The sequence below is a fragment of the Rhizobium sp. PAMB 3174 genome, assembly GCF_052908375.1.
In genome coordinates this window covers 1,344,349-1,369,867 of sequence record NZ_CM128608.1, presented here as the reverse complement: position 1 = coordinate 1,369,867, position 25,519 = coordinate 1,344,349, and the positions used below count along the sequence as shown (strand labels likewise).

Here is a 25,519-nt window from a genome sequence, read left to right as displayed (position 1 = left end):
TGCGAAACGGCGCGTCGAAAGACGCGCCGTTTTCATTTGGGTTCATCGAAACGGAGAAACGCTTCAGGCGCTGACGGCATCCGCCGGCGCAAGATCGAGCGCGGCAAAGGCATTGGCGATCACTTCCGGACCGGCACCCGGCCTGGTGGCGTCGGTCGACAGGATCTGCCGGTAGCGCCGCGCGCCCGGAACGCCCTGGAACAGTCCGACCATGTGGCGGGTGATGTGGGACACCCGACCGCCCCTGCCGATATGCTCTTCCGCATAGGCCATCATCCGGTCGCGCACCAAGGTCCAGTCCGCTTCGCGCGCTTCGGTGCCGTAGAAGCGGTGATCGACATCCGCAAGCATCGCCGCATGATGATAGACTGCGCGGCCCAGCATCACGCCGTCCATGTGCTCAAGATGCGCCTCCGCCTCGTCGAGCGAGAGGATGCCGCCATTGATGCCGATGAAGACGTCGGGATAGCGCTGCTTCATCCGGTATACGAGATCATAGTCGAGCGGCGGAATATCTCGGTTTTCCTTGGGGCTCAGACCCTGCAACCAGGCCTTGCGGGCATGGATCCAGACGGCGGAGGCACCGGCTTCGATCACGCGCTCGAGAAAATCCGGCAGGACGACTTCGGGATCCTGGTCGTCGACGCCGATCCGGCACTTGACCGTCACCGGCAGGCCGGTCGCCGCCTTCATCGCCCGCACGCCGGCGGCAACCGTCTCTGGTTCCTTCATCAGGCAGGCGCCGAAGGTCCCCGACTGCACCCGGTCGGACGGACAGCCGACATTGAGATTGATCTCGTCATAGCCATAGTCGCTGCCGATCCGCGTCGCCTCGGCGAGCTTGCCGGCATCCGAACCGCCAAGCTGCAGCGCCACCGGATGTTCGCATTCGTCGAACCTGAGCAGCCTCTCGCGATCACCATGCAGCACCGCATCCGCCACCACCATCTCGGTGTAAAGCAGCGCATGACGCGACACCAGCCGGTGCAGGAACCGGCAGTGACGGTCAGTCCAATCGATCATCGGCGCAACGGCAAATATATTATGTTTTTCAATCATTTCGATATTGTTTTCAGATCATCGTGAGATTGGACAAACTGACATTACCGACGAATTTGCTATCTGACTTGCATAACACAGTTCGTCGAATTGTAGCGTCCGATGTCGGTCGATACCACTTTCTGCTTTGGCCCGACAGCTGCTCCATCACAGCGATAAAGACAACGACTACCCGAGTGAGCAGCTCCAGCGACTGATGGCCGATCACGCCATCACCTGCCGATGATACGGTCGGGCAAAGTGTGGGACATTGCAGCCTTGGAAAACTTCTTCTCGTCGCTCAACACCGAGGGGACGGCAAGCAAGGGCGGACCTTTTCGATTGTACCGAGCGCTTCTGCAACCCTAGGAGAAGGCACTCGACACTGGGCAATTTGAGCCCTGTCGAATTTGAAGATAAAGCCACATTAGATCAATCTCCTATCCGATAAACCGGCAGCAGCCCAACGACGTTCTGCGCAACTCCCGATACCGCAGACACACCCGCGCGCCTTACCTCACCAGGCCTCCGGCAAGCCCAGAGCGGTCCACTCGCATCGACCGATGTTTTGCTTTCAGCGCGCCCAGTAAGCCGTTCCCAGCCGTTCCAAAACGCAACGCCGGGTCACACCGCGTCCGCACGCAATCGCAGCGAGTAATATTTCGTCCACTGCGTTTTTTGCCAATACCGACGGATCAGCATGAATTCCACGGACAAGTTCCGTGCGACCAGCCCCGGCCAACTTGTCGCGCTCTGTAATCGTTACCCCGAATGGCTCACGATCGACTTGCCATACGGCATTCGGTTCCAGTTGTATTCCCATTTGCCGCAGCGCCGAAACAAACTCCTCATCTTCGCTTCCGACAGCGATGTCAGTAACACCGCGTCGCTCCAATTCCCGAACGGTGAGCAGAGCCAGTTCCCTGACGAGTTTCTGATTAATCTTGCCAAGTACCTCGTCTCCAGCGACCAAGGCTTCTGCGGGGGCTTCGACGATTTGAAACAGGCGGCCCCATGCGCCTCCGTCACGATTTGCCCTGTCGAGAGCCTCTGCAAACAAAGGGCGCAGCGATGCATCGGACGGCGCGGCGATCAGGAGCGAACCGGGTTCCACGCCAACCCGGCCTGCCGCCGCAAGCGCGGAAAGATATTCATAGAGCGAATCGACGACGAGAGGGTCGACGCTGTAGCGTGGCATGGAACTGGAAAGCGTTCGCCCGTCCGCCCCAATCCCGCTTCGGAGGAGCGCGCCAAAAGCGGCACGGTCAAATCGTGGATTGAGCCCGTCGATCAGCGCAGGAAACTCCGTCGCCCCTTCACGACCGCCGAGAGCATCCTCTCCGTGACACCCGGCGCAGGCAAATTGCGTTGCCGGCACCTCGACAATACCGCCGGCGATGAGCACGGCCGCACCGCGGCCATGGATATAAAGGTCACGGCCCGAATTGTCCTCGCCGTAAGTCTGTGCTGGCAGCAAGTAAATGAGGAGTGACGCAATCAGTCGGCGCATGCAGGCTGGCTCCGGGCCAGTTCGAACAGCCTGTCGGGATCAGGGATACCGACGATACGGGTGAACAATCCGCGGCAAGGCCGGCCCACGAGAAAAATCGGATCGTGGTCTTCCAGTGCACCGGGCGGAAAGCGCAGGGTTTCAAGAAGCGGGCGCGTCCCTTTCTCGCCGCCGGTGAGCCAGAGCCACTTTGCGCTCGCGTTGAATGCTTCGGCCTCCGCGTTCAACGATTCCGGTGTGTCACGCACAGCATCGATGGCAACTGTTACAATCCGCACGTCATCATCGGACGTTTTTGACAGGTAATCGTCGACCACCGCCAAATAGGCGTTGGTCATATTGCAGAGGCTCTCGCACTCCGTGTAGCTGAAGCTCATGATAATACTGTGATCAGTGCCAACCTTGTCGCGAAACCCGCCCCTGCCGCCGCTGCGGTCAGTAACCGGCAAATTTGGCAATGCGAGCTCTTCCTCAGCGAAAATTACGTCCTGCACAGAATGATGCCCTTGAGAGCCATCGTGCGCGTCCGCCGGATAGGCCGTTAGGGCAGCGATAAGGCAAAGCGCAGACAGGCCGGGGTTCCAAGTCATTTCTCAATCTCCATCAAAAGTGGGTCGAAACGCGAGATATTGTCGGTCTCCAGGGTCAGCACCACTGGATCGCCCGGCGGCAACTCGTAAATCGCGAGGCTCAGGCCTGCATCATCGGTTTCCAGCGGTGCATGATCACGCCAGGCGCCGGAGAACGCGGCGAAGGTGATCACGCCGCGAAGCTTAAGCGGACGGCCCACGCCATTGACAGCACGAATCTGAATTGCGCCTGATTCCCCGGCCGGAACCGCCAGCAGGCGGCCCACTTCCGGCGCGGGATCGCCCGGTTCGGCCACTGGCACCTCGGCACAGAACGAGAGCTGGCCGATGCCGGTGGTGGCAACCAGTTCCCAGCGTCCCGGGCCAGGAAGGGCGGTAACTGTTCGAAAACTGCCTCTCGGCCCCTCACGAAAGCTGCGATCGAGCACATGGATTGCGCGCGGCACCCCGCCCCGCAGCGGTATGGCCGACATCGCCGGAGCATTGCCCATGGCCGCAAAGTCCTGCAGCCGGTAGCCCTGCCGACTCTCCTGGTGCATCGCGATCACACCGCTGTCGGGCCAAAGCGAGGCGAGGTAGCCCGCAGTGGCGATCGGCACAGCGCGCGCGGCGCCTAGCGGCACTTCGCGAAACTCTGCCTGGCCAGAGCGCGCCAGCGACACCAGGTCGAGCACGCCGATGCGGCTCTGGTCCGCCAGCATGAGGTAGGCGGCGCTATTGCCCGACACGATCTCCGACACCGCAGTGTCGGCAGCGCGGGTGCTCTGCACCAGCCGCGTAAGAGCCAGGTCGATTATCGAAACCGGTCCTCCGCGCGGATCATACGCGAAGAGGAAGCGCCCGTCGCGGGATTGCACTATTGCCCGGGCCGGACCGACGAGTTCGATGCGCAGCGGCGCGGCGTCGGGAGCGTCGAGGTAGCGGATAAGAAGATCGCGCGCCGAGAGCGCGGCGAGACCGAAGGCGCCCTCGGGGCCGTAAAGCGGTACAGCGGCGGCGGCGCGGATGTCCCAGTTCATCAGCACCCTGCCTTTGGAGCGGTCGAACAGGGTCAGCGTGTCAAGGCCGATGGCGAGCGCCTCGGGGAAGCCCGGCACCGGCAACAGCGTGCGCGCCGCAAAATCGGGCACCGGCCCCTTGGGTACACGGCGAAGACGCCCGTCATCGAGCACGATCGCTCCACCATCCGCTACGGGCAATGCCGTTTCGGGCCGGGTGAGGCCCGTGGCCAGCTCGGACTGGCGCGCGGCGGTATCGACTGCGACCACCCTGCCCTCCTCCGGCAATGTTACCAGCAGGCGGCGGCGGTCCGGGTCGGCTGTGATGCCACCGGGTCTCGAGCCAAACCGCACGGCACCGAGAATGTTGGCGCTTGCAAGAGAGAAGTCAGGATCGACGAGGTGCAGCGCGTCATCTTCGGTCAGCATCGCAACCAGCGGGTCGTTGAGGAACACCGCACCAACCGGCAAGTGGCCCGTACGAAAAAAAGACTCGGCGGCTTCGCCGCATGGCAGATTGGAGGGGTCAGTGCGACGCAGCCACCCGAAAAGCGTCAGCCCGGCCGGCGCGTCGGCGCCGGCTGAGTTGATCACATCGACGGAGATGCGGAACGCCGCGCCGGGCGCGATCTTGCCCGTTTTCCCTTCCAGCGGCTCGAAGGCGACCCGTGCCGAATGGGGTGGCTTCAACTCCGCGCCTTCCTGGGCCATCGCGGTACCGCCGAGCCCGAGCCAGACGGCAAGCAGGATGGCGGCGTGGTTCATTTTACCGGCCCCACCGAGAGAAGCCCCCATGTGCCCGAGGCCCTGAGGAAGGTAGGGCCGTCATGCCAGACGACGGTTCCTGTATTGGTGTCAGCGGAGGGTCGTAGCCAGGCCGTGACCGCCTTGCCCGGCCCAAGCAGCGCTGAGCGCGGGAAGCCGAAGCCGGGGAAGAGGTCGTCATAACTGTAGCCGTTCATCGCGAAGGCCCGCTGCCGCGCCCGCCCGCCGGGGTGGATCACACGGATGACAATCTGCTCGCCATCCTCCGCCTTGAGTTCCAATTTGCCCGGCGCCTGAACGAGATAGTCGGCGGGGAAGTGGAAGGCGTTCAGATCGTCGCTACGCAGGATCTTGTTATCAGAGCCGAGATCGTCATGCGGCGGAATGGCGGCCAGAACACGAGAGAAGCTCGGTGCAGTGTGAGACACGCCCGCCTCCCCTCGGTCATAGCTGTCGTCGCACACGATGCAGTCGGGCACCATGTTTCCGCCGACCACCGTTTCATCATCGTCGCTCCAGCGCCATATGGGCGCATTGGCGTCGTCCCAAAGGTTCATTCCGTCACGCCAGAAGAGTACGAATTCCCGCAGGCGGACGTCTCCGCCGTCTTTGTTCTCGGCGGCCCAGAGCATCGGCTGCCCGTCACCCGTCTGCGCCACGTAGGTCGCCGTGCAACGCCTGAAGCCATCGGGCCGAACAGGATCACACCGCAATCCGTCATCACCCAGCGGGCGCCAATTGGTCGGCACCACGTCAACCACCCCGAACAGACCATGCGGCACCTGCCCCACCGGATCCGCCAGTGGCCGAACCGGGGCGGGGCCAAATGCGTAGGGAATCCAATGGGTGCTTTCATCGAGTGCCTGGCGGATCGCCAAGCGCATCAGTTCGCGCAGGACCGTATTCAGTTCGTCCGGGTCGTCGAGGCACGGATCCTGTCCGCAGGGCGAGAAGGTCACAGCGGCGCTAAAGGATGCGCTCACACTCTCGGAGACGGATGCCCGGAGTTCAATGGTTTTGGGCTTTCCAAGAATGCTGCCAAGGCTGTCGGCTTCGTTTGCGTCAACGACATTGAGAGTATTTCTGATCGCCGAGTCCAGCTTAGCGCCGTCGAGGTTTTCGGCCTTGATCTCTCGCATCTTGTCGCTGAGCCAACCCAGCAGCGTTCCGTCCAACAGATAATCCGGCCCGAGGAGTTGCTCATAAAGCTTGCGGGCAATCAGACGGTTAATCCCGTCCTCCTTTGGAAGGTCGAGGCGGACCCGCCCGGCATAGGCCACCAATACCTCGGAGGCTGTAACTCCCCCGTTGCCGCCGGCAAGAGCATCGGCGTTGTAGCCGAAGCCATGGGGCGTGTCTCGGATAAGGTCCAGGCCTGGCAGGCCGAAGTTCAGCGCAAGCCGCGCCGAAGGCCGCACGCCGCCGGCCGGGCCCGCCGGCCGGTCGAGCAACCCGACCGTCTGCAGCGTGGAGGAGCCTTCTGCGACCGGGCGTTCCTCGACAGAGGGCGTGGGATCCGTGTTGAGCGGCACGATCCTGGGCATGATCGCGTCGCCCAGCAGATCGCGCATACCGCCGCTCTCTCCCAGCAGGTTCAACACCCGGATCCGCAGGCAGTCTCCGGCCGCGACGCGCAGCACGAAGGGTTCGGGTTGCACGGGATAGGCCATCCGGATCGCCGCGATCACCTGATCCGCTTCGAGATCGGAGAAGCCCGTGTCCTCGATGCCTGCCAGTCCCAATGCACCCGGAGCGACAAGCGCGAGAAAGAGACCGTCAGGATCGTAGAGATGCTCGCCGTAAACGGTGCCCGGCTGTGCTGGAAAGACACGGCGCATTTCAACTGCGGCCACCACGGCATCGACCACGCGCTGGGGATCATCCGCCTTGGGCACCGGGCAGGCGAGACCGTTGCGCGAGGCGAATTTGTCTTTGGCTCGAAATTCCTCGCCGCCTTCGCGGAAAGTCGGAACTTTGGACAAACGCAGCCCGATTTTGTCGCCGTTCGCGTTGCCGGTTCCGCCAGGTGCGTAGTCAACGGTCCTGGGGTCGAGCGCGTCTTCGTTCTTGAATATCCGCACCAGTCCCCAAGCCCCGTTCCAGAGCGCGTCGGCGGCGCCATAGCTGTAGAAGTAATCCGAGGAATCTCTCGGCACTTCATCGAAGGGGAGTTCCGGACCGGGCTGTGGCATCGGCGGGGCGACCTCAATACTGAGGTTTACATCCGACCGTAGGGAGCCTTGCATTTCAAAATGCTCCGAGATGCCGATTTCCTGGGCGTAGGTGAAACCCTCGATATTGTCGCAGGTCTCCAGCGCGTTTTCGTAGACTTTCCACCAATCCTCGTCCAATCCCACTTCTGCCCAGCGGTCGGGTGCGGTATCGCGCCACTTGGCATAGTCGCGAGGATCGCTCAGGCGGATCACCTCACGCTCCAAACAGGCAGCCTGCAGCGTCGGCGCACCGTCCCATGCGGCCGAATGACCGAGCGGCTGAGCGCCGCGCATCCAGTGTTGGTCAATATTGCGGCGTAGCGGCTGCCCGGCGATGCCGAACATGTGCTGCACTTCCTGCGCGCCCTGTATCATGCGTAACACCAGCCGCTCACCTTCGAAGGCTTCGAGCACGGGGGTTTCGGGGTCACCATGCAGACGCGAAGAAAAAGCCATGCCGATGTCGCCGCCTTCATCGTCGCTGCGCTGATAGGCAACAGAACATTGCCCGAAACTCCCGGCCTCCAGCGAAGACACAACTTCGCTCGGCCCGTTCTCTCCGGGACGGTTCATCTGCCTGGGCGCGCAGTCGTTGGAAAGGCTGCCGTCTTTGTTCTTTGTTCCGATCCTAAGAGGGATAGGCGCGCCTCGGTAGTTGACGAGATATGGGTCGTGATGGTCGACCGATATGGACTCCGGCCTCAGCGGCCCGGCCACCGGCTTTGCCATCCCACGATTCTGCTCCGTTCCAAGCTCAGGGCGCCAGGTTCCGGCAGCCTTCTGACGATAGCGCGTGAGATGCTCGCCAAGCTCGACCACTTCGGGCGCGTCGGTCTGCAGATGGGTGCCCTCGAACAGGTCACCCGCATAGAGGGTGCGGTGCACGTCGTCCCGATATGCGCCCGCGGCGAAGAAGGCCGGCGGCGGATCGTTTGGAAAATAATAGCTGGTGGTGCCGGTATCGCGCTCCGGCACCGTGCCGCAGACCGTTTCGAGCAAGGCCGGGGAATTGCGCCAGAAGGCTTCGCAGTAAAGTTTTTCCATGCCCTCCAGCCCCCCGGCAATCTCATCGGATTGCGCCTCTATCTTGTCAAGACGGGGCGACTCACGATCGCGCGGGTCATAGAGCAGGGCGAAATCGGCGATCGAAAGCATGAATTCGCGATAGTTCGGATGCTGGAAATAGGTCGGGTCTTTCGCCGCCGCCTTGCCATTGGGCTGGGTGACGACCCGCTTGCGCGCGCCCTCCCACGCCTTGCCGCCCCAGGCAACGGAGGCTTCACGAACAGGATCGGGCAGAGGCCTGCCCTCCTCTCCATCCTCGCCGGGGGGCTGGATTCGCGGATACCAGCTGCTTGCATCGGAGGCGAGAACCAACGGTTCACCGTCCACTTCCCCCTCCAGACGCGCGGGTGGCTCCACGACCAGCGCGGAGTAGAAACCATGCTGCTGGATTGAGGAGGGGCCGAAGTGATCATGGGTGAAGACGGTGCGCATGGTCCGGTCCACCTCGCCGTCGTCGTCGGCCGAGAGGATCGGGTCGGCGAACCAGCGCTGGGTGGTGGTCTGAAACAGGAACGGGAAGCGGTTGCGCTCGAGCCGCCAGAGGTTGTGGGCTTCGGTCACGTTCCAGGTGCAGAAATCCGTCGGCGGCTCTAGGTCGAGTTTTTCCTTAGCGATCACATCACGGATGCGCTGCGCGACGGCGGTGAGATTTTCTCGAACGGCTTCATTCCCCTCGGCCCAAGCGCAGAGGCGGCCGGCGATCTCGTCAGGGGCGAAGGTTCCGTCCTCGTAGTTCCAGCCATTGCCAGAACCGTCGGACGCGGTGACGTCGAACTTCACCAGGTGGATATGCTGGCCGATCGTGTCGGTCGGCGTCTTCACTTGAAAGTCGTCGAGTTCCAGTTTTTTGGGCAACTCGTTGGTGTGGCGGAATTCGATACATTCTCCGGAAAGCGCGCGGAAGAAGAACGGCTCCTCGCTGTCGGAGATCACCGGCGAGATGCGCCAGTCCTTCTCACCGTCCTTGTAGTCATCGGACTCGGCCGTCAGCACGTTGATTCGCGCCTGCGGGTCGTGCCATCCGGCGGAGTTGACGATCATGTCGAGCTGCACCGCCGAAACCTCGTAACGACGGTAACCTTTGAGCTTGGGATCGTGCAGGAAATCTTCGGCTTCCAGCCAACCCCGTCCGAACGGATCCGCCTTGGGCGGCACGCGTTCGTGGGCCATTGCCGTCCCGCAGGGGTCGGCGAAAGGTGCGCCGGGCTTTGGCGCACTGCCATTGACGTAGAAACCGCCGTCAAAGCCGGGCTGGTCGCTGTCAGGGCGCGGCGCCCTTGCCGTCGCATAGGTGCCACGCTGGGCCTGCCCGTCAATCAGGGAACCATCGATGGCCTCCAGTTTTAGCGGCGTGGCGCTCGATTGACCATCGACCGAAAGCCGCCCGTCGAAGTGAAAACCCATCGCCGCCCGTTCCAGCAACGTTCCCCACGGGCTCAGCGGCTCGATTTCAGCCTTCTCGAGGTGTCCGCTGAGATCGCCGAGGGCGAAAGCCTTGGCGACCGCCTGCGCATAGAAGCGCGACTTGCGCTCGCCGGTGAGGCTCTTTACCGGCGTACCGTCGTCGAGCACTTTCGGCGATTTCTCGCCGGTCACGCGCACCGAGCGGTCGCCCACCACGTGACGGTTCAGCCCGGCCGCGAGCCAGACATCGTCAACGACCGGCATGCGCGAGTCGGGGCCATCGCCAATCTGCTCGTCAGGTTTTTTGTCGAAGTCCGGGTTGGGGCCGAAGTTGCGGGCGATGTCGAGTGGGGCTTGTGGCGGGCGATGACCAGGTTTGCCGCCGATATAGAATGGGTAGCCCGGCATTGGCGCCACCTCGGGGTCCGCCGCGGCCACTTCGCCGCCTTCCCCGTAGGAGGGCAGCAGCGGCAGCGGTTCGCCCGGCAGCGGCACCAGCGCCGGCACCGGCGTCCCGCCGGCATCCTGCCAGGCCCCGGTGGCAGCATTTACACTGCCCGCGCGCTTCATCACCGGGTCGTCATTCTCACGCGGAGCAAAGTCGATAGAAAGCCCGGCGTCGGCCTGCCCGTCGGGCAGTTTCCGTGTGCCGTCCTCGAACACGTCATGCACCCGCCAGAGCGCCCACATGCCCTGGGCGAAATGCGGATAGAGGTGACAGTGGAAAATCGAATCTCCCACCGTACGATTGCGATTGCCCGAACCCTGGGTATCCCACCAGCCCTTGCCGTCCCCGTTTTCCCCACGCAACCCACCATGGTAGATGTTGTAGGTGAAGCCCTGCTGCGGGCCGACTGTCTGGCTGTCCAGATAGCTGCCGCGGTTCGGGTCGTTGCCGGCGAACCACTGATGCGCATGCAGGTGAAAGACATGGGTCTCCTTCGGGCCGGCGTGGAAGTTGCGGAAAACCACCGGGTCGTTGAGGTAGCTGTGATGCACATTAGACGGGTCGTCGGCATACCATTCCAGCAGCGCCGGGTCGCCATTGGCCCAGGATGTTAGGAAGAACTCCTCGTAAAGACATTCCATGCAATCCGCCGAGGGTCCGATGCCCTTCCGATTGGCCAGGAGCAGCGAACCCATTCCCGAGGCGCCATAGTTGATGGCAAAGCCGTCCTTTACCCCGGCGAGTTGGCCGAGCTGGCCCAATTCGTGAAAATTGCGCGTATAGAAGGTCTTCAACTCGTCATGGAAAAAGACCGAGAATTCCCGAAACGCCTTATAACCCGGCTCCGTCGTGGGTATGGCTGAATCGTTCGGCGCGCGGCAGTCCTGCCGGTCCTGGGGCAGCGCATCGTTGCACCATATTATCGCGTTAAGATCGGTGTGCACGATCTCCAGATGGCTCGCGGCATCGAAGTCGGCTTGTGATCTCCCGATGGTCCGGGCCATATTCAGGATCGGAGCGTCGTCGTTGCAGGGGTCCGTGGCCTCGTACGACAACTGTCCCAGCCGGACATGGTCGCCACCGGCAGCCTGCCCTAGCCCGCCCGCGCTACCGTCCTTACAGACCGTCGCGACCGCTTGCTCAGAACGCGACCAGGCCGCATCCAGCGCCGCTCGGCTGACCTGGCTGCGATACCAGCGCGAGCCCTGCCGTTCGGCTACAACGGCCCCGAAGAGCCCGTGCACGATTGAGCCCCCGTCGCCTTCGCCGCCTGCCGGCGCGGCCATCGAGGCGAAGAAATAGGTGCCTTCCTGATCGACGCTATAGCGGCAGGTAAAGCTCTCGCCCGGCGCAACGGCGTCGAGACCGCGACAGGCGCCCGGGACCTTACCCGTCTCCGGGTCGACCAGAGGATGCAGGCCTTGTGCGACGAGGTTGACCAGGCGGGTACTCGGCCAGTCCGGCGCACCGGGCTCGGCGACTTGCGCGCCATCCTGCGCTTTCTCGCGGCAATCGGCCTCACCGTGACGGACAAGTAGGTCGTTGCGCTCGCCGGGCTCTTCCACTCCGCTTATCCGAACGCCGACCCTGACCCGGCGTTGCCCCTCATCAGCCAGAGTGGTATCGCCGCAAAAGTCCTTCGAGAAGTCCGGAGCCTCGGGACCCCTCAGCAGGTTCTCGACCTGCAGCACAAGGGTGTCGCCCACATTGACCCTCAAGGTCACCGGACGGGGCCGCTTGCAGTCTTTCAATCGCACGGCCCCAGGCGACAGATCGCCTTCAGGAGCCTCAGTTCCAAGCAGGCTGTCGCAATACTCGGCATCGACTTTCGCCTGGCCAGGCAAAGCTGGCACCACGTCTCTGCGCAGCGCGAAGATCGTGCCGAACGGATTGAAGGAGCCGAAGCGGTTGTAAACGAGAACTTGCTCAATCGCGACCAGATCGGCGCAGACGACCCGGCCTGAGGCGGGCTTCTTCACTTCAGCGCACGCAACTTCAAAATCTCTTGGCTCATCTGCCGAGAACGCGAAGCAGACCGACATAAAAAAGGTTTGAAAACATAAGGCTACACATCCAAGAAAGAACTTGAACATATTAACGCCTCCCTTTTTTAGATCAGAAAAACGATATCCCAAGATAGTATTCTATGAATTCAATATTCACAAGAAATATGTTAATACAGACAAATCGATTTTGCACTCCGATTGTGCGATGGAATGAATCGTTATGCGGAATTTTTTCTTGTATCAAGAACTCTGTGGCGATCGATCCAGCCGGTTTACAGGCCGTGTCGGATCCATCATCCACAAATACCGGCCAGCTTTTATCTTGATTAATGACGGATTGCCGGACAATGCCTCACCTCCTCCGGGTTTCACCCAGGAGTTCGACATCATGAAGCCACACATCCAACGTGCCGCCGCCGCAACCGGAAAGATCCATATCAGCGCCGCGCCCGAACAAGTCCTGGCAACCTGCGTCAGGGTTGGCGCCAATCCGCTGCTTGTCGCAACCGCCCGACACGTAGCCCGGGTAATCCTTCAGGAGGGAGCCGGCATTTCGGCCGGCCCGTCCCCCGAAGTTGAACCGGCAAATCTGAGCGCCCTGCGTGATCTCGAGGTGGAGTTCGAGGCAACAGATGAGTTTGCCCGAGAAACGATCGGGATAGAGGCATTCGAGTTCATCCATTCATCGCTGGACATCGCCCTGCTGAGACTCAAGAAGCCTTCGAGCCGGCTGCCAATACCTCTAGCGGCAGCACTGACCGGCACAGCCACGACCAACGCGCCGATTTGCGTAGTTGGCTACCCGGTCACGCCGCCTTCCGCATCCGGTCAAAGCAAGTTCGAGGCGGTGTTCGGTGTCGGAGACGAGGTGAAGACCGGGATCAAGCGAGCCTCACCAGGCCGGCTGAAAGCGGTTTCGGAACCGCCAGGCCCGATCTCGAAGACTGCCAGGCACGACGCGACCACCCTGCCCGGGAGTTCAGGATCTCCCGTCATCGACGCAACTACGGGCGGCTTGATCGGTCTGCATTATCAAGGAGACACGGGCACAAGTTCGAATACACTGGTCTACCTGCCTGGAGCGCTTAGCGATCCTGCGCTGCGCGACCGCTTCGACCCGGACGTGCAGGAAGACGCTGTGACGGATTTTGCAACAATACCGCCGGAGACCCCACGGCCTTCTGTAGAAGTAGGCAGGGCCATCGACATGCACACCAATGCGGACGAGATGTTCGAAGCGGTGCCCGGCGGACCGAACGACCTGCCATCATCCGCACCCGGAGCCTATGCCAATTCGCCCCGCACCGTCGCCGACCGCCACGACATTCGCGACCGGTACTACCAGCCCGCGCTATGCGTGGCGAAGCCGAATTGCCTGCCGGCCCCAATGGACCCCGCAAGCCTCCGCGAACAATGGCTGCTGGCCGACTGCTGTGGATGCGCCATCGCCACAACTATCGATCGCGGCCTCGCCGCCCAGGGTCGCGAAGAGCGGGTAAGCGCTCGAATGATCTATGAGATGGGCAGGCTTTATGACGAGTTCGTGGACGACCTGCCTGAAGGCACCTCGTTGCGCGGCGCGATCAAGGGCCTTTATCACAGCGGAGTTTCATTCGCTGCCGAGGATGACGACGCGCGCGACTGGTTTCTCTCCGTCAACCGCGCGAAGGAGGCTCGACAAAACACGCTCGGGGCCTATTACCGTCTCCGACCGAGCCTGCCCGATTTCCAGATGGCCATACAGGAGGCCGGCGCCGTGGTGGTTTCGGCGTGGACACACAGCGGCTGGCACTCACCTAAGAAGGGAATTATTCCGCACCGGCGCGATCGCCGCGCGCCTCACGCCTTCGTGCTGGTTGGATACGACGAAACCGGCTTCCTGGTGCAGAACTCCTGGGGCGCAGGATGGGGATGCTGGCAACATCCCGAGACCGGTGCCGAGCTGCCGGGCGTCGCACACTGGTCCTACGCCGACTGGGCCGACACAGTCATGGATGCGTGGGTTTTGCAGATAGCCCCGCCCGCTCCGACTGCCCATAACCTGCCCCTTCGCGCCTACCAACAACACAAGAAACCACAACGCAGTGAGATGCCCAATCCCATTGCCGCCTTGCCCGACCCGCGCCGCTTGGCGATTATCGGTCACATCGCCCATGCCGAGCGTCTCGGTTTGGTTGAGGATGGTCGCATAGGCGTCGGATTGCGGTCCCTCAGGGAAACGGCGCTGCACCTCGCGACGCCAAAAAGCTGGCTCGATCGCGAAAAGCACTACAAAGCACTGGCCTTCATCTTTCATGACCCCGCCCTTGGCCCCGAGAGCGCCGCGCGGCTTTCAGCCGCCCTCATTCCACGTTTCAAGGCGGCCAGAATTTACCCGATGAACATTCTTTTCGGCGCCGACGAGATTCGTTCTCTTACAGCGCGAATGGTTGATGAAGCGCAGTTCGCCTCCGCACTTCGATCGGGAGCGCCGGATGACATCACGGCCTATCTGGAGCGCCGCGCAGGCCGCGTCACTACGTCGTTGGTCAAAGCGTTTCTGGATGGCATTGAGGATTCGGCGGCTAAGGGCAATGCGCTCTGGTCGGTCTTGGCAAATTTCGGCGTCGAATCGATCTTTCCACCGGCAGACGTAGAGAAGAAGCCGAGACACGTGCACGTCGTGGCATTCGGTATCGGTGTTCTTGCCGCTCATGCCTGCATGGGCAAGAACAGTTCCGCCTGGGTGATGAACGAAATGAACGAGTGCTTCATTAATCCGATATCGGTCAGCCTGTTCGCTCCCGTTGCCCGACGCGGCAGCGATATCGCATCGCCCGAAGCGTGGCGGCCCGACCCGGATGCTTTCGAGCCGAAAATGATGATTGCATGCCTGGGCCCCGATCGTGTCCGCGGTTCGGTTCTCGATGGCTATAGCGGCGAATGGACAGATCTGATCGCATCCTTCACCGGTTATATCGAAGACGCCTCGCGAATAGAGGACGGCCGCTCTCGGCAGCCAGCAACCATGGCGGAGTTACTGACCGATCGGGACACCTTGAACGATATGATGAAGATGGTGAGCGATAAGAAAAGACTGTCCGACTGGGTGTCGTTCTGACCCACTTCAAACCCTTGAGATAACCGCTTTCCACGGAAATCGGCCTTGTTGCAATACGCCGGTTCACTTGCTGGAACAGTCAAGAAGCCGTGGATCTGCGCTTGCCAGACAACGCCCGAATTCCACGGATTACAACGGATTCCCCTTCCGGCGCGCGGCAGATAACAACATCGTTTCTTGTTTGGTGAATGCCTCCGCAGTTGCGCCAAATACGGATCCCTGACCGTCTGTGACTGTTCGCATGAAAGCCCAATCGCCAAAACACGGCATATGCAAAACGCTGTAGACGTTATTGGATGCCATTCGCAGTCCATATCCATCCAAGGATGGCGAGGAAAATACAACCAAAAGTACAACACTTAAAAATCAAAAGTCTCAACATATTGATTTTATAGTATTTTCTCCATTGTCCGTCCAATCGATCATCGGCGCAACGGCGAAGATCTTGTGGCCGGTTTTCAGGGTTTCAGCGTACATTCGTTCATCCTTTGGCCGGCCAGATAGCGCATGTCGGGGCAAAAAACCAGTTTTCATCGCTGTCCGCTTTGATGCTAGCATCCGCGACGCATAAACAGAAAAAGCAGCCGGAGGAATCGCATGCCGCTTTACGCGCTCGCAAACACTCAGCCGAAAACGCCGGAAGACGGCAAATACTGGATCGCTCCTGATGCGCAGGTCATCGGCAATGTCATCCTCGGTGAAGACGTCGGCATCTGGTTTGGAGCGGTCCTTCGCGGCGACAACGAGCCGATGACGATCGGCGCGCGCACCAATATCCAGGACGGCGTGGTGATCCATTCCGATCCCGGCGCGCCGGCGACGATCGGCGAAGGCTGCACGATCGGTCACCGTGCCATCGTCCACGGCTGCATCATCGGCGACAATTCGCTGGTCGGCATGGGCGCCACCATCCTCAACCGGGCCAGAATCGGCAACAACTGCATCGTCGGCGCCAACGCGCTGGTGACCGAAGGCAAGGAGTTCCCGGACAATTCCCTGATCGTCGGCAGCCCGGCACGGGTGGTCCGCACGCTGGACGCGGACGCTGTCAAAGGCTTGAAGAAGTCTGCCGCACACTACGTCGCCAACTGGCAGCGGTTTGCAAAGGACCTGCGGCGTCTGGATTGATCGGGAAGGACGCATCCGCAGAAGCGCCCCTCATCCGCCTGCCGGCACCTTCTCCCCGCGTGCGGGGAGAAGGACGCGAGACGCTGGCCCCTTGCATCACCGAAAGCCGGTCATGTTCCCTCTCCCCGCGTGCGGGGAGAGGGTCAGGGTGAGGTCAAATCAGAAAACGAGGATCAGGCCGCTGCCGCCGCGCAGGCCTCGCACAGGCCGCGGATTTCCACCGTCGTCTTGGTCGGTACAAACTTTTTCGCCTGCGTCAGTGCCGTCAGGCGATCCTCAAGGCCGTGGTCGTGAAACTCGCTGACATGGCCGCACTTCTCACAGATGGCGAAGGCGGCGATGCCGGCGCCATGACCACCGCAGCAGTCCTTGTGGCGATGGGCGCAGGCGATGAAGGCGTTGATGCTTTCGAGCCGATGCACCAGCCCCGATTCGGTCAGTTTCTCCAGCGCCCGGTAGACCTGCAGCGGCGCGCGAAAGCCGTCATCGCGAAGAAGGTCGAGGATCTGGTAGGCCGACAGCGCGCCATCCGTATCGGATAGCGCACCCAGCACCAGTTCCTGGTTCTTCGTCAGCTTGATCATCTCGTTCATGGTCGTGCTCCGGAGCGGCTGCGGGACAGTTTGCGTGAGACCGGCAGCAGTGACAAGAGGAAGAGGATCAGCGCCGCGACGACAATCGACGGGCCGGACGGCGTGTCATAGGTCAGCGAGCCGTAAAGGCCGCCGGTGACTGCCAGCACGCCGATGATCGAGGCCATGACCGCCATCATCTCGGGCGTAGCGGAAAAGCGCCGCGCCGTCGCGGCCGGAATGATCAGCAGCGAGGTGATCAGCATGATGCCGACGATCTTCATGGCGATGGCAATGACGAGCGCCATCAGCACCATGAACAGGAAGCGCGCCCGTTCCGGCTTCAGTCCTTCGGCTTCGGCCAGTTCCGCATTGACGGTTGCCGCCAGCAGCGGCCGCCACAGCGCCACGATGCAGCCGATGACGATAGCTCCGCCGCCCCAGACCATGGCGATGTCGCTCTTGTTGACGGCCAGGATGTCGCCGAACAGATAGGCGAGAAGATCGATGCGCACCCAGGTCATGAAGGCGACGAGCACGAGGCCGATCGCCAGCGTCGCATGTGACAGGATGCCGAGCAGCGCATCCGCCGACAGCGCCTGCCGGCGTTGCAGCAGGATGAGGATGACGGAGATCGCGACGGCAACCGCGAAGACCGCCGCCACCATGTTGAGCTGGAACATCAGATGCAGCGCAACGCCGAGCAGCGCCGAATGCGCCATCGTGTCGCCGAAATAGGCCATCCGCCGCCAGACGATGAAGCAGCCGAGCGGCCCGGCCATCAGCGCCACGGCAATGCCGGCGATCAGCGCGCGAACGAAGAAATCGTCAAGCATGGCGAGCGCCCTCTCCGTGATTGTGGCCATCATGATCGTGGCTGTGGCCATCACCATCCGCATGGCCGGCGTGGTCATGAGCATGATCGTGATCGTGATGATGGCCGTCGTCCGGATGGCAGTGTTCGGTCACGCTGCCGTCGGCATGGCGCACGCGCCCGTCCGGCAGGTGCGTGTGGTCGTGCTCGTGGGAATAGACCGCCAGCGTCTGCGCCCCGCGCATGCCGAACAGGCTCGCATATTCGGCGCTCTGGCTGACGCTCTGCGGCGTGCCGCGGCAGCAGACATGGCCGTTGAGGCAGATGACCGTATCGGTCGCCGCCATGACGATGTGCAGATCGTGCGAGATCATCAGGATGCCGCAGCCGGTCTGGTTGCGGATCTCGCGGATCAGATCATAGATGGCGATCTCGCCGGAATAGTCGACGCCCTGCACCGGTTCGTCGAGCACCAGGAGGTCGGGCTTGCGGGCGATCGCGCGGGCAATCAGCGCCCGCTGGAATTCGCCGCCGGAGAGCCCCTGCACGGCCGCATCGGCCATATGGTCGATACCGGTCGCCTTCATCGCCTCATCGATGTCAGCGGCCGGCAGCGGCCCGGTGAGCGTCATCAGCCGGCGCACGCTCAAGGGCAGCGTCCAGTCGATGGCGAGCTTCTGCGGCACGTAGCCAACCTTCAGGCCCGCCCGGCGCGTCACCCTGCCCTCGTCCGGCTTCATCACCCCGATCGCCATTTTGGCGCTCGTCGACTTGCCGGAGCCGTTCGGTCCGATGAGCGTGACGATTTCACCCGGCGCGACACTGAACTCGACGCCGCGCACCAGCCAGCGGCCGTTGCGGCTGACGCCGGCATTGTCGAGCGAGACAAGCGGCCCGCCATCGCCTTTCATTTTTTTCAGCATATTCGCTCTCATTCAATCTTGCAGGCTCATATCGCATACGTTATAGCATTACACAAGATATGTAACTTTATAACATATTCATCAAGGAGCCTCCCATGAAATTCACCTCCCTCTTCGCCTCTGCAGCCATTCTGTTTGCCGCCGGCCAGGCCGCAGCCGCGCCGAATGTCGTGGTCTCGATCAAGCCGATCCACTCGCTGGCAGCCGCCCTCATGGAAGGCATTGGCAAGCCCGGCATCATCGTCGACGGCGCCTCCTCGCCGCACGCATTCTCGCTGAAGCCGTCGGACGCCGAGAAGCTGCAGAAGGCGGATGTCATTTTCTGGGTCGGGCCGACGCTGGAGGCATTCCTCCAAAAGCCGCTCTCCTCTCTCGCCGGCAACGCGACCGTGACCCAGCTCGACGAGGCCAAGGGCCTGATCAAGCTTCAGCCGCGCGAAGGCGGCACGTTCGAAGCGGATGATGACGGCGACGACGACGGCGCCTATGATCCGCATCTGTGGCTGGACCCGGAAAATGCCAAGGCGATTGCCCGCGACATGGCCGCCACGCTGGAAAAGGCCGATCCCGAAAACGCAGCGAAGTACCGCGCCAACGAGGCCAAGCTTGAAAAGCGGCTCGGCGAACTGGACGCGCAGATCACCACGATCGTGGCGCCCATCAAGGACAAGCCCTTCATCGTCTTCCACGATGCCTATCACTATTTCGAGAAGCGCTACGGCGTGAACGAGGCCGGCTCGATCACGGTGAGCCCCGAGACTGCCCCGGGTGCCGCCCGCATCAAGGAAATCCAGGACAAGATCGCCAGTCTCAACGCCACTTGCGTCTTCGCCGAACCGGAATTCGAGCCGAAGCTCGTCAGCGTCGTCATGGAGGGCACGAACGCCAAGGCTTCGACCCTAGATCCGCTCGGCGCCGCCATTCCCGACGGTCCGGACCTCTACTTCACCCTGCTGCACAACCTCGCGACATCGCTCAACGACTGCCTTGGCAGCCAATCGTAAACCTCACTCGAGGATCTGATACAGGAACCGGCTGAAATCGGCCGGTTTCCCTCTGCCCGTCATGTCGAAGGCGAACATGCCGACAAAGGCGCCGGTAAACGAGCAGTGTTCGCCAAGCCCACCCTCGTCCGAGACGACGCTTGCGTCGAGCACCGGGCCGATCGCGTTCCAGTCGTCGGAACCGTCCAGCTTCCAGAAGAAGCGCAGATCGTTGTCCCGTACCTCCATCGCCAGATGCAACGGCCCGTCCGGCACCGAAATACCCATGCCGACGGGATAGGAAAGCTTCATCGACGGATCGCCGGCGCAGGCGAGCACCGTCAGGCAAGGCCCGAGTTCCGCATCCACCGTCGCGGCCAGCGCGAAGAGCTTGTTGCGGTTATAGTAATGCGTGAGCCCCGCCATCTGCTGGTAGGTGTCCGGCGAAAATTCCAGGGTCGTCTCGGCCCTGAAGCAATGATGCTCCTGCCGCCGCGCAACCAGCGCCTGCTCGAACCAGGAACCGATGCTCTCGCGCCCGTAGAGCCGAAGCCGTCCGGGACGGTCGCTCAGGCTGAAGATGCGCTCCGGCGCCGGTGTTCGCAGCCACTGGAAATCGTCGGGCAGGTCGGGCGTATCGAAGACATGTTCGATCACCGTGGGTTTTTCCACCTGTGCTGCGCCGGAAAGTTCCGGCACTTCCAGCCGCGCGACCGGTGAACCGCTCAGCGGATAGAGCCAGCCGTCCTCCTTCCACACACAGGCCTCCAGCCCGGTCTCGCGGCCGAGCGTGCAGCGGCGAAGCGGCGACAGCGGCCGGCCGCAGAGAAAGGTCGTTCCCGGACGTCCGTCCGGCGTTTCGAAATATTGTCCGTGCCCGGTCCGCTGCAAGGGCGCGTCGCCATGGCCCTTGGCGCTCAACAGATGCTTGTCCGGGTGGGTCTCGTAGGGGCCGGTGATCGACCGCGACCGCGCCATGGTGATCGCGTGATCGTAACCCGTGCCGCCCTCGGCAGTAGTCAGATAATACCAGCCGTTCTTCTTGAAGACGTGCGGCCCCTCGACGAGCCCGCGATCCGTGCCGGCATAGATGTTGTGGATGGGACCCTTGAGGCTCTTCGTTTCGGCGTCCCACTCCTGCAGCAGAATGCCGTCAAAGGCGGTGTTACCACCGATTGTGCCGTGCGCCACCGGCAGATGGTTCCAGTGCATGTTCATGAACCACTTGCGGCCGTCGTCATCGTGAAACAGCGACGGATCGAAGCCGGACGAATTGACGTAGACCGGGTCGGACCACTCGCCCTCGATCGATGGCGAGGTGACGATATAGTTGTGCGCATCCTTGAAGGAACCGTCGAGCCGCTTGACGTCGGTGTAGACGAGCCAGAACTGCCCATCGGCATAGGAAAGGCACGGCGCCCAGATACCGCAGCTGTCGGGATTGCCGCGCATGTCGAGCTGGCTTGCCCGCTCCAGCGGCCGCCGCACCAATCGCCAGTTCACCAGATCGCGAGAGTGGTGGATTTGCACACCCGGAAACCATTCGAAGGTCGAGGTGGCAATGTAGTAGTCATCGCCAACCCGGCAGATCGACGGATCCGGATTGAACCCCGGCAGGATCGGATTGCGTATCATGAAGGTCTCCTCCCAAAGGCCCCTTGGATCTTACTTCTTCTTGCGCTGCGGTCCCTTCCGTTCGGCCGACGCGGCCCACAGGTTGATGTCCGCCTCGCGTGCATGGCGATCGATCTCGGCCAGTTCTTCTGCAGTGAAATCGGGATTGTCGAGCGACTTGACGCAATCCTCGACCTGCGAGGCCCGGCTCGCACCGATCAGCGCAGTGGTGATGCGGCCTTCGCGCAGTACCCAGGCAATCGCCATCTGCGCCAGCGTCTGGCCGCGCCGCTCGGCGATGCGGTTGAGCGCGCGGATGTTTTCAAGGTTTTTCTCGTTCAGGAAGTCGGGATTAAGCGACTTGTCCTGGGCCGCCCGGCTACCCTCGGGAATCCCGTTCAGGTATTTCGACGTCAGCATGCCCTGGGCAAGCGGCGAGAAGACGATCGAGCCCATGCCGAGCGACTTCAGCGTGTCGATCAGGCCGTCCTCCTCGATCCAGCGATTGATCATCGAATAGCTCGGCTGATGGATGAGGCACGGCGTGCCGAGGCTTTTCAGGATTTCCGCGGCTTCCTGCGTCCGGCGCGAATTGTAGGACGAGATGCCGACGTAGAGCGCCCTGCCCGATCGCACGATATGATCGAGCGCAGCACAGGTCTCTTCCAGCGGGGTGTCCGGATCGAAGCGGTGGGAATAGAAGATGTCGACATAGTCGAGGCCCATCCGCTTCAGGCTCTGGTCGCAGGAGGCGATCAGGTACTTGCGGCTACCCCACTCGCCGTAGGGTCCCGGCCACATCAGGTAGCCGGCCTTCGACGAGATGATCATCTCGTCGCGATAGCCACGGAAGTCGCTGCGCAGGATTTCGCCGAAGGCGGTCTCGGCGGAACCGGCCGGCGGGCCGTAATTGTTGGCGAGGTCGAAATGGGTGATCCCGAGATCGAACGCCTTGTGGCAGATGTCCTGCTTGGTCGAATGGGGCGTGTCGTTGCCGAAATTGTGCCAGAGACCGAGAGAAATCGCCGGCAGCTTCAGGCCGGAATTTCCGCAGCGGTTGTACTTCATCTTCTCGTATCGGTCTTCGGCCGGGTGCCACGCCATGAGTGTTTCCTCCCTCGTCGGTTTGGCGGCTAAACTAGTGCGCGCGCATCCGATTGGGAACCACTGCCGAAGAAATTTTTGAAAACGATTTCAGAGGATCTGGAGGCGGACCGAAATCCGCCTCCGTGAGGTCGGCCTTAGTTGCCGAAGATGCTGATGATCAGGCGCGTGCTGCTGTTGATCAGCATGTAACGGCCGTCGACGACCACCCATTCCTGACCACGCGGCGGGGCGTTCAGGTGATGGCGGCGCCACTCGTCACGGGAAGCGACGCGGTAGTCGTGGCGGTCGAGGCGGTGGCCGCGCTTATAGGACTTCTTGACGACCTTCTTCGTCTCGCCATTCTTCTTGTGCTTGACGGTCGTTTCCTTGCAGACGGTCATGCGCGGGTTTTCGCGGCACGTGGTCTTCGTCGTCGTCTGCATGTGCGGCTGAGCGGCGAAAGCCATCGGAGCGCCAAGGACCGAAGCGGAGATAAGGGCTGCAAATATCGCTTTCATGGGGTGTTTCCTTTCCCTTTGTTGATGAGCCGAGGCTAGCGGCTAAATGATGAACCGTAACTGAACGGGAAGATTACAAATAGGTAATGCAACTATCTGGAATCTCTAAAAATTACGCGAGTCCCCAAGCCACCGCAAAACATCGCGGCTGCCCGATGGAGGAGCTCTCGGGATGAAAATCAAGATATCTCGCAGACCGCTTTGCGGCAGCACGTGCTGCATTGCGGCCTGCAGGACAAAGAACGCCCGAATCGTCGTAAGGTTCCCTTACGAAGACAAGTTTACGTCGCGGAATAGCAGGACTGGAGATCGCGCAGCAAAACCGTCGCCCGCGTCCCGGCAACTGCCGGCGTGAACAGAACCGTCCTTGCTTCGCCGGCAGTCAGGTCGAAGACATTGTCGCTGAACGCGCCGGCAACATCGGCTTCGAGCGACACGAACAGCGCGAGACCTTCGGCACGGACGATCACCTCGACAACACCGTCTTGCAGCACCTTCTGCTCGACCACAAGCCCCGCCGGTTCAAGCTCCAGCGCCTTGTAGGTGCCGTGGCAGTAGTGCCCCTCGCCGGTCATCCCGTTCGCCCCGCTGAAACGCCAGAACAGGAGCTCTCCCGACGCAAGCGCGTCAACCGGCAAGGTGCAGGCTGCAACTGCCCTGTCGGCCGGCACGTCCACAGTCACGGAGCGCAAGGACCGCCGGCGCCCATCCAGCGATACGGCATCGAGGGACAGGTCCATGGTCAGCGCATCGCCCGTGTCATTGACGGCCGAAAGCACGATCTCGGCGCCATCCTCGGAGGGGATGGCCGCGACGTTTAGCGGCTGGAAGAAGCGGCGGGCGAAATAATGCAGCGCCTTCCAGCTGCCGCCATAATCGAGGCTGGACCAGGATGCGACGGGCCAGGTATCGTTTAGCTGCCAGTAAAGCGTGCCCATGCAGTGCGGTTTGAGCGACCGCCAGAAATCGACGGCGGTCCTGATCGCCAGCGCCTGCTGGACCTGGCTCAGATAGACGAAATTCTCAAAATCCTTCGGAAAGCGGAAATAGCGGAACATCGTTCCGGCAATCCGCTCGTTGCCGCCGGCATTCTTCTGGTGAAGCTCGATCACCGGCGAGGCGATGTTCATGTCCTTTTCCGCCGCGAAGTCACGGATTACCGGCATCGACGTATAGGACTGGAAGCCGAACTCCGAGCAGAAGCGCGGGCGAACGGTGCGGTAATTGTCGAACGACTTGTTCTCGTGCCAGACCGACCAGTAGTGCATGTCGCCGGAGCCGTCGGCGTGCCAGGCGTCGTTGAAGTCGAGATAGCCGGACGCCGGGCTCGACGGCCACCAGATGGCAGCCTTCGAGGCAGCCTTCAACGCGCGCTCCACCGTCCGGTTGAGCCGATCGTAGGAAACGAGATAGCGGTCGCGATCTGCCAACGATTCCTTGAACCATGTGAGCGCGCCAACGAGTTCGTTGTCGCCGCACCAAAGGACGATCGACGGATGCGATATCAACCGGCGGACCTGGTAGTCGACCTCGGCGGAAACATTGTCGAGGAAGTCGTCTGTCGACGGATAGAGATTGCAGGCAAACATGAAGTCCTGCCAGACCATCAGCCCCAGCCGGTCGCACATGTCGTAGAACCAGTCATGCTCGTAGAAACCGCCGCCCCACACACGGACCATGTTCATATTGGCGTCGGCAGCAGCCTGCAGCAGCGCCTCCGTCTTTTCCGGGCTAGTGCGCGAGAACAGTGCATCCGCCGGGATCCAGTTGGCGCCACGGCAGAAGATCTCGCGTCCGTTGACCTTGAGGACGAAGCGGCTGCCGGCCTCGTCCTTGTCCGTCGCCAGCTCCACTTCGCGGAAGCCGATAAGCCGCGTCACGCTTTCGGCAGCCGTGCCGACCATCAGCGTCGACAGCGCCTGCTCGCCGCTTCCCGCCGGCCACCAGCGCTTCGGATTGTCGACGCGGAAGACGTGGCGGATGACAGTCTCGCCGGCCGCGATCCCACAATCGAGTCGTACCCGTTCGCCGTCGAGATCCAAATGCACCGGCAGGATGCCCGGTTCGGCAGCGAAGACCGTCACTAACACATGCAGGTCGACGCCGTCTTCGTCCCAGACCTGCCGCGTCTCGACATGCTCGATGCGGGCGGTCTCCAGCTTCTTCAGCGCAATGGTGCCGTAGACACCGAGCGGCGCGATCGCGATGTTCCAGTCCCAGCCGAAATGGCATTGCGGCTTGCGCAGCATGTTACCGTTGGGGATCGGCGAATTGGCTTGCTGGTAGGGAATGTAGAAGGGCTGCGCCGCCTGCCGCTCCGCACCAACGGCAATGCTGGAATGGATGACGATGCGGATGGTGTTCTCACCGGCCTTCAGCGCCTTCGTCACGTCGGGACGATAGCGGCGGAAGCAGTTGTCGGCCTCGAGCACGACGACACCGTTGACCGTAACAGTCGCGACCGTATCGAGATAGTCGACGTCGAGATACCAGTCGCCGTCGACGTCATCGAGCGTGAAGCTGCGCTCCAGCGTCCAGTCGCGATGCGCCACCCATTGCACGACCTCCTCGTTGCGGCCGGCATAGGGGTCTGGGATCACGCCCGCCGCCTGCAGCGCCGAGTGGACGTCACCGGGAAGTGATATGGCGACGGCATGCTCGCCATCGCTCAGCCGCCATTCTCCAGCCAGATCGACCGTCATGATCCCCTCCCAAGGTTGTCAGTGTAGTATCGTCGGAACCGG

15 protein-coding genes and 1 pseudogene are annotated in these 25,519 nt (G+C 61.9%); 4 read left to right on the top strand and 12 right to left on the bottom strand.

Annotation, left to right across the window (positions count from 1 at the left end; translation table 11 throughout):
• Positions 1-63: 63 nt before the first annotated feature.
• Positions 64-1,059, bottom strand: coding sequence for a tRNA dihydrouridine(20/20a) synthase DusA (dusA, locus tag ACU5AY_RS06470; RefSeq protein ID WP_446828450.1), 996 nt, complete (start codon positions 1,057-1,059; stop codon positions 64-66).
• A 139-nt stretch (positions 1,060-1,198) separates the two neighbouring features.
• Between dusA and ACU5AY_RS06465 the strand changes: the two are divergent.
• Positions 1,199-1,489 (top strand): annotated as a pseudogene (locus ACU5AY_RS06465) (IS3 family transposase); the annotation flags it as partial.
• 123 nt (positions 1,490-1,612) lie between these two features.
• Here the strand turns inward: ACU5AY_RS06465 and ACU5AY_RS06460 are convergent.
• Genes ACU5AY_RS06460 through ACU5AY_RS06445 form a run of 4 tightly spaced genes read right to left on the bottom strand, consistent with a single transcriptional unit; the run spans position 1,613 to position 12,124 of the window.
• Positions 1,613-2,548 carry a hypothetical protein gene (locus ACU5AY_RS06460; protein WP_446828449.1) on the bottom strand — a complete coding sequence of 312 codons (936 nt, stop codon included), beginning with the start codon at positions 2,546-2,548 and terminating at the stop codon, positions 1,613-1,615.
• A complete protein-coding gene (locus tag ACU5AY_RS06455; RefSeq protein ID WP_446828448.1) occupies positions 2,536-3,138 on the bottom strand; it encodes an SCO family protein in 603 nt (200 codons plus the stop codon). Before ACU5AY_RS06455 ends, ACU5AY_RS06460 begins: the two co-directional genes overlap by 13 nt.
• Positions 3,135-4,901 carry a hypothetical protein gene (locus ACU5AY_RS06450; RefSeq protein ID WP_446828447.1) on the bottom strand — a complete coding sequence of 589 codons (1,767 nt, stop codon included), beginning with the start codon at positions 4,899-4,901 and terminating at the stop codon, positions 3,135-3,137. The genes ACU5AY_RS06455 and ACU5AY_RS06450 overlap by 4 nt, the downstream gene beginning before the upstream one ends.
• Positions 4,898-12,124: a hypothetical protein gene (locus ACU5AY_RS06445; protein ID WP_446828446.1), complete on the bottom strand. Its 7,227-nt coding sequence runs from the start codon at positions 12,122-12,124 to the stop codon at positions 4,898-4,900. Before ACU5AY_RS06445 ends, ACU5AY_RS06450 begins: the two co-directional genes overlap by 4 nt.
• Before the next feature lie 133 nt (positions 12,125-12,257).
• Between ACU5AY_RS06445 and ACU5AY_RS06440 the strand changes: the two genes are divergently transcribed.
• Together ACU5AY_RS06440 and ACU5AY_RS06435 are read left to right on the top strand one after the other, a co-directional pair.
• On the top strand, positions 12,258-15,137 hold the full coding sequence (locus ACU5AY_RS06440) for a trypsin-like peptidase domain-containing protein (RefSeq protein ID WP_446828445.1): 2,880 nt from the start codon (positions 12,258-12,260) through the stop codon (positions 15,135-15,137).
• 597 nt (positions 15,138-15,734) lie between these two features.
• Positions 15,735-16,265, top strand: a complete 531-nt coding sequence (locus tag ACU5AY_RS06435) for a gamma carbonic anhydrase family protein (protein ID WP_446828444.1) — start codon at positions 15,735-15,737, stop codon at positions 16,263-16,265.
• Between the two features lie 173 nt (positions 16,266-16,438).
• Here the strand turns inward: ACU5AY_RS06435 and ACU5AY_RS06430 are convergent, their stop codons facing one another.
• Genes ACU5AY_RS06430 through ACU5AY_RS06420 form a run of 3 tightly spaced genes read right to left on the bottom strand, consistent with a single transcriptional unit; the run spans position 16,439 to position 18,574 of the window.
• A complete protein-coding gene (locus ACU5AY_RS06430; RefSeq protein ID WP_446828958.1) occupies positions 16,439-16,849 on the bottom strand; it encodes a Fur family transcriptional regulator in 411 nt (136 codons plus the stop codon).
• 5 nt (positions 16,850-16,854) lie between these two features.
• On the bottom strand, positions 16,855-17,673 hold the full coding sequence (gene znuB / locus ACU5AY_RS06425; RefSeq protein WP_446828443.1) for a zinc ABC transporter permease subunit ZnuB: 819 nt from the start codon (positions 17,671-17,673) through the stop codon (positions 16,855-16,857).
• Positions 17,666-18,574, bottom strand: a complete 909-nt coding sequence (locus ACU5AY_RS06420) for an ATP-binding cassette domain-containing protein (protein WP_446828442.1) — start codon at positions 18,572-18,574, stop codon at positions 17,666-17,668. Before ACU5AY_RS06420 ends, znuB begins: the two co-directional genes overlap by 8 nt.
• A 95-nt stretch (positions 18,575-18,669) precedes the next feature.
• Here ACU5AY_RS06420 and ACU5AY_RS06415 point away from each other — a divergent pair, with 95 nt between their 5' ends.
• Entirely contained in the window at positions 18,670-19,578 is a 909-nt protein-coding gene (locus ACU5AY_RS06415; RefSeq protein WP_446828441.1) for a zinc ABC transporter substrate-binding protein, read from the top strand.
• Positions 19,579-19,581: 3 nt separating this feature from the next.
• On the opposite strand, the gene ACU5AY_RS06410 is transcribed toward ACU5AY_RS06415, so the two are convergent.
• The 4 genes from ACU5AY_RS06410 to ACU5AY_RS06395 all read right to left on the bottom strand — a co-directional run bounded on the left by ACU5AY_RS06410 (position 19,582) and on the right by ACU5AY_RS06395 (position 25,477).
• Positions 19,582-21,192 (bottom strand): glycoside hydrolase family 43 protein, encoded by a 1,611-nt coding sequence (locus ACU5AY_RS06410; protein ID WP_446828440.1) that lies wholly within the window; start codon positions 21,190-21,192, stop codon positions 19,582-19,584.
• 30 nt (positions 21,193-21,222) lie between these two features.
• Complete coding sequence (mgrA, locus tag ACU5AY_RS06405) at positions 21,223-22,275, bottom strand: L-glyceraldehyde 3-phosphate reductase (protein ID WP_446828439.1); 1,053 nt, start codon at positions 22,273-22,275, stop codon at positions 21,223-21,225.
• Positions 22,276-22,412: 137 nt separating this feature from the next.
• A complete protein-coding gene (locus ACU5AY_RS06400) occupies positions 22,413-22,775 on the bottom strand; it encodes an RcnB family protein (protein WP_446828438.1) in 363 nt (120 codons plus the stop codon).
• A gap of 281 nt (positions 22,776-23,056) precedes the next feature.
• Positions 23,057-25,477: a glycosyl hydrolase 2 galactose-binding domain-containing protein gene (locus tag ACU5AY_RS06395; RefSeq protein ID WP_446828437.1), complete on the bottom strand. Its 2,421-nt coding sequence runs from the start codon at positions 25,475-25,477 to the stop codon at positions 23,057-23,059.
• Between the last annotated feature and the right edge of the window lie 42 nt (positions 25,478-25,519).

Excerpts from the sequence above, each read along its gene's own strand:
- dusA (WP_446828450.1), bottom strand. The coding sequence starts at position 1,059 with ATGATTGAAAAACATAATATATTTGCCGTTGCGCCGATGATCGATTGG.
- ACU5AY_RS06460 (WP_446828449.1), bottom strand. The coding sequence starts at position 2,548 with ATGCGCCGACTGATTGCGTCACTCCTCATTTACTTGCTGCCAGCACAG.
- ACU5AY_RS06455 (WP_446828448.1), bottom strand. The coding sequence starts at position 3,138 with ATGACTTGGAACCCCGGCCTGTCTGCGCTTTGCCTTATCGCTGCCCTA.
- ACU5AY_RS06450 (WP_446828447.1), bottom strand. The coding sequence starts at position 4,901 with ATGAACCACGCCGCCATCCTGCTTGCCGTCTGGCTCGGGCTCGGCGGT.
- ACU5AY_RS06445 (WP_446828446.1), bottom strand. The coding sequence starts at position 12,124 with ATGTTCAAGTTCTTTCTTGGATGTGTAGCCTTATGTTTTCAAACCTTT.
- ACU5AY_RS06440 (WP_446828445.1), top strand. The coding sequence starts at position 12,258 with ATGCGGAATTTTTTCTTGTATCAAGAACTCTGTGGCGATCGATCCAGC.
- ACU5AY_RS06435 (WP_446828444.1), top strand. The coding sequence starts at position 15,735 with ATGCCGCTTTACGCGCTCGCAAACACTCAGCCGAAAACGCCGGAAGAC.
- ACU5AY_RS06430 (WP_446828958.1), bottom strand. The coding sequence starts at position 16,849 with ATGATCAAGCTGACGAAGAACCAGGAACTGGTGCTGGGTGCGCTATCC.
- znuB (WP_446828443.1), bottom strand. The coding sequence starts at position 17,673 with ATGCTTGACGATTTCTTCGTTCGCGCGCTGATCGCCGGCATTGCCGTG.
- ACU5AY_RS06420 (WP_446828442.1), bottom strand. The coding sequence starts at position 18,574 with ATGCTGAAAAAAATGAAAGGCGATGGCGGGCCGCTTGTCTCGCTCGAC.
- ACU5AY_RS06415 (WP_446828441.1), top strand. The coding sequence starts at position 18,670 with ATGAAATTCACCTCCCTCTTCGCCTCTGCAGCCATTCTGTTTGCCGCC.
- ACU5AY_RS06410 (WP_446828440.1), bottom strand. The coding sequence starts at position 21,192 with ATGATACGCAATCCGATCCTGCCGGGGTTCAATCCGGATCCGTCGATC.
- mgrA (WP_446828439.1), bottom strand. The coding sequence starts at position 22,275 with ATGGCGTGGCACCCGGCCGAAGACCGATACGAGAAGATGAAGTACAAC.
- ACU5AY_RS06400 (WP_446828438.1), bottom strand. The coding sequence starts at position 22,775 with ATGAAAGCGATATTTGCAGCCCTTATCTCCGCTTCGGTCCTTGGCGCT.
- ACU5AY_RS06395 (WP_446828437.1), bottom strand. The coding sequence starts at position 25,477 with ATGACGGTCGATCTGGCTGGAGAATGGCGGCTGAGCGATGGCGAGCAT.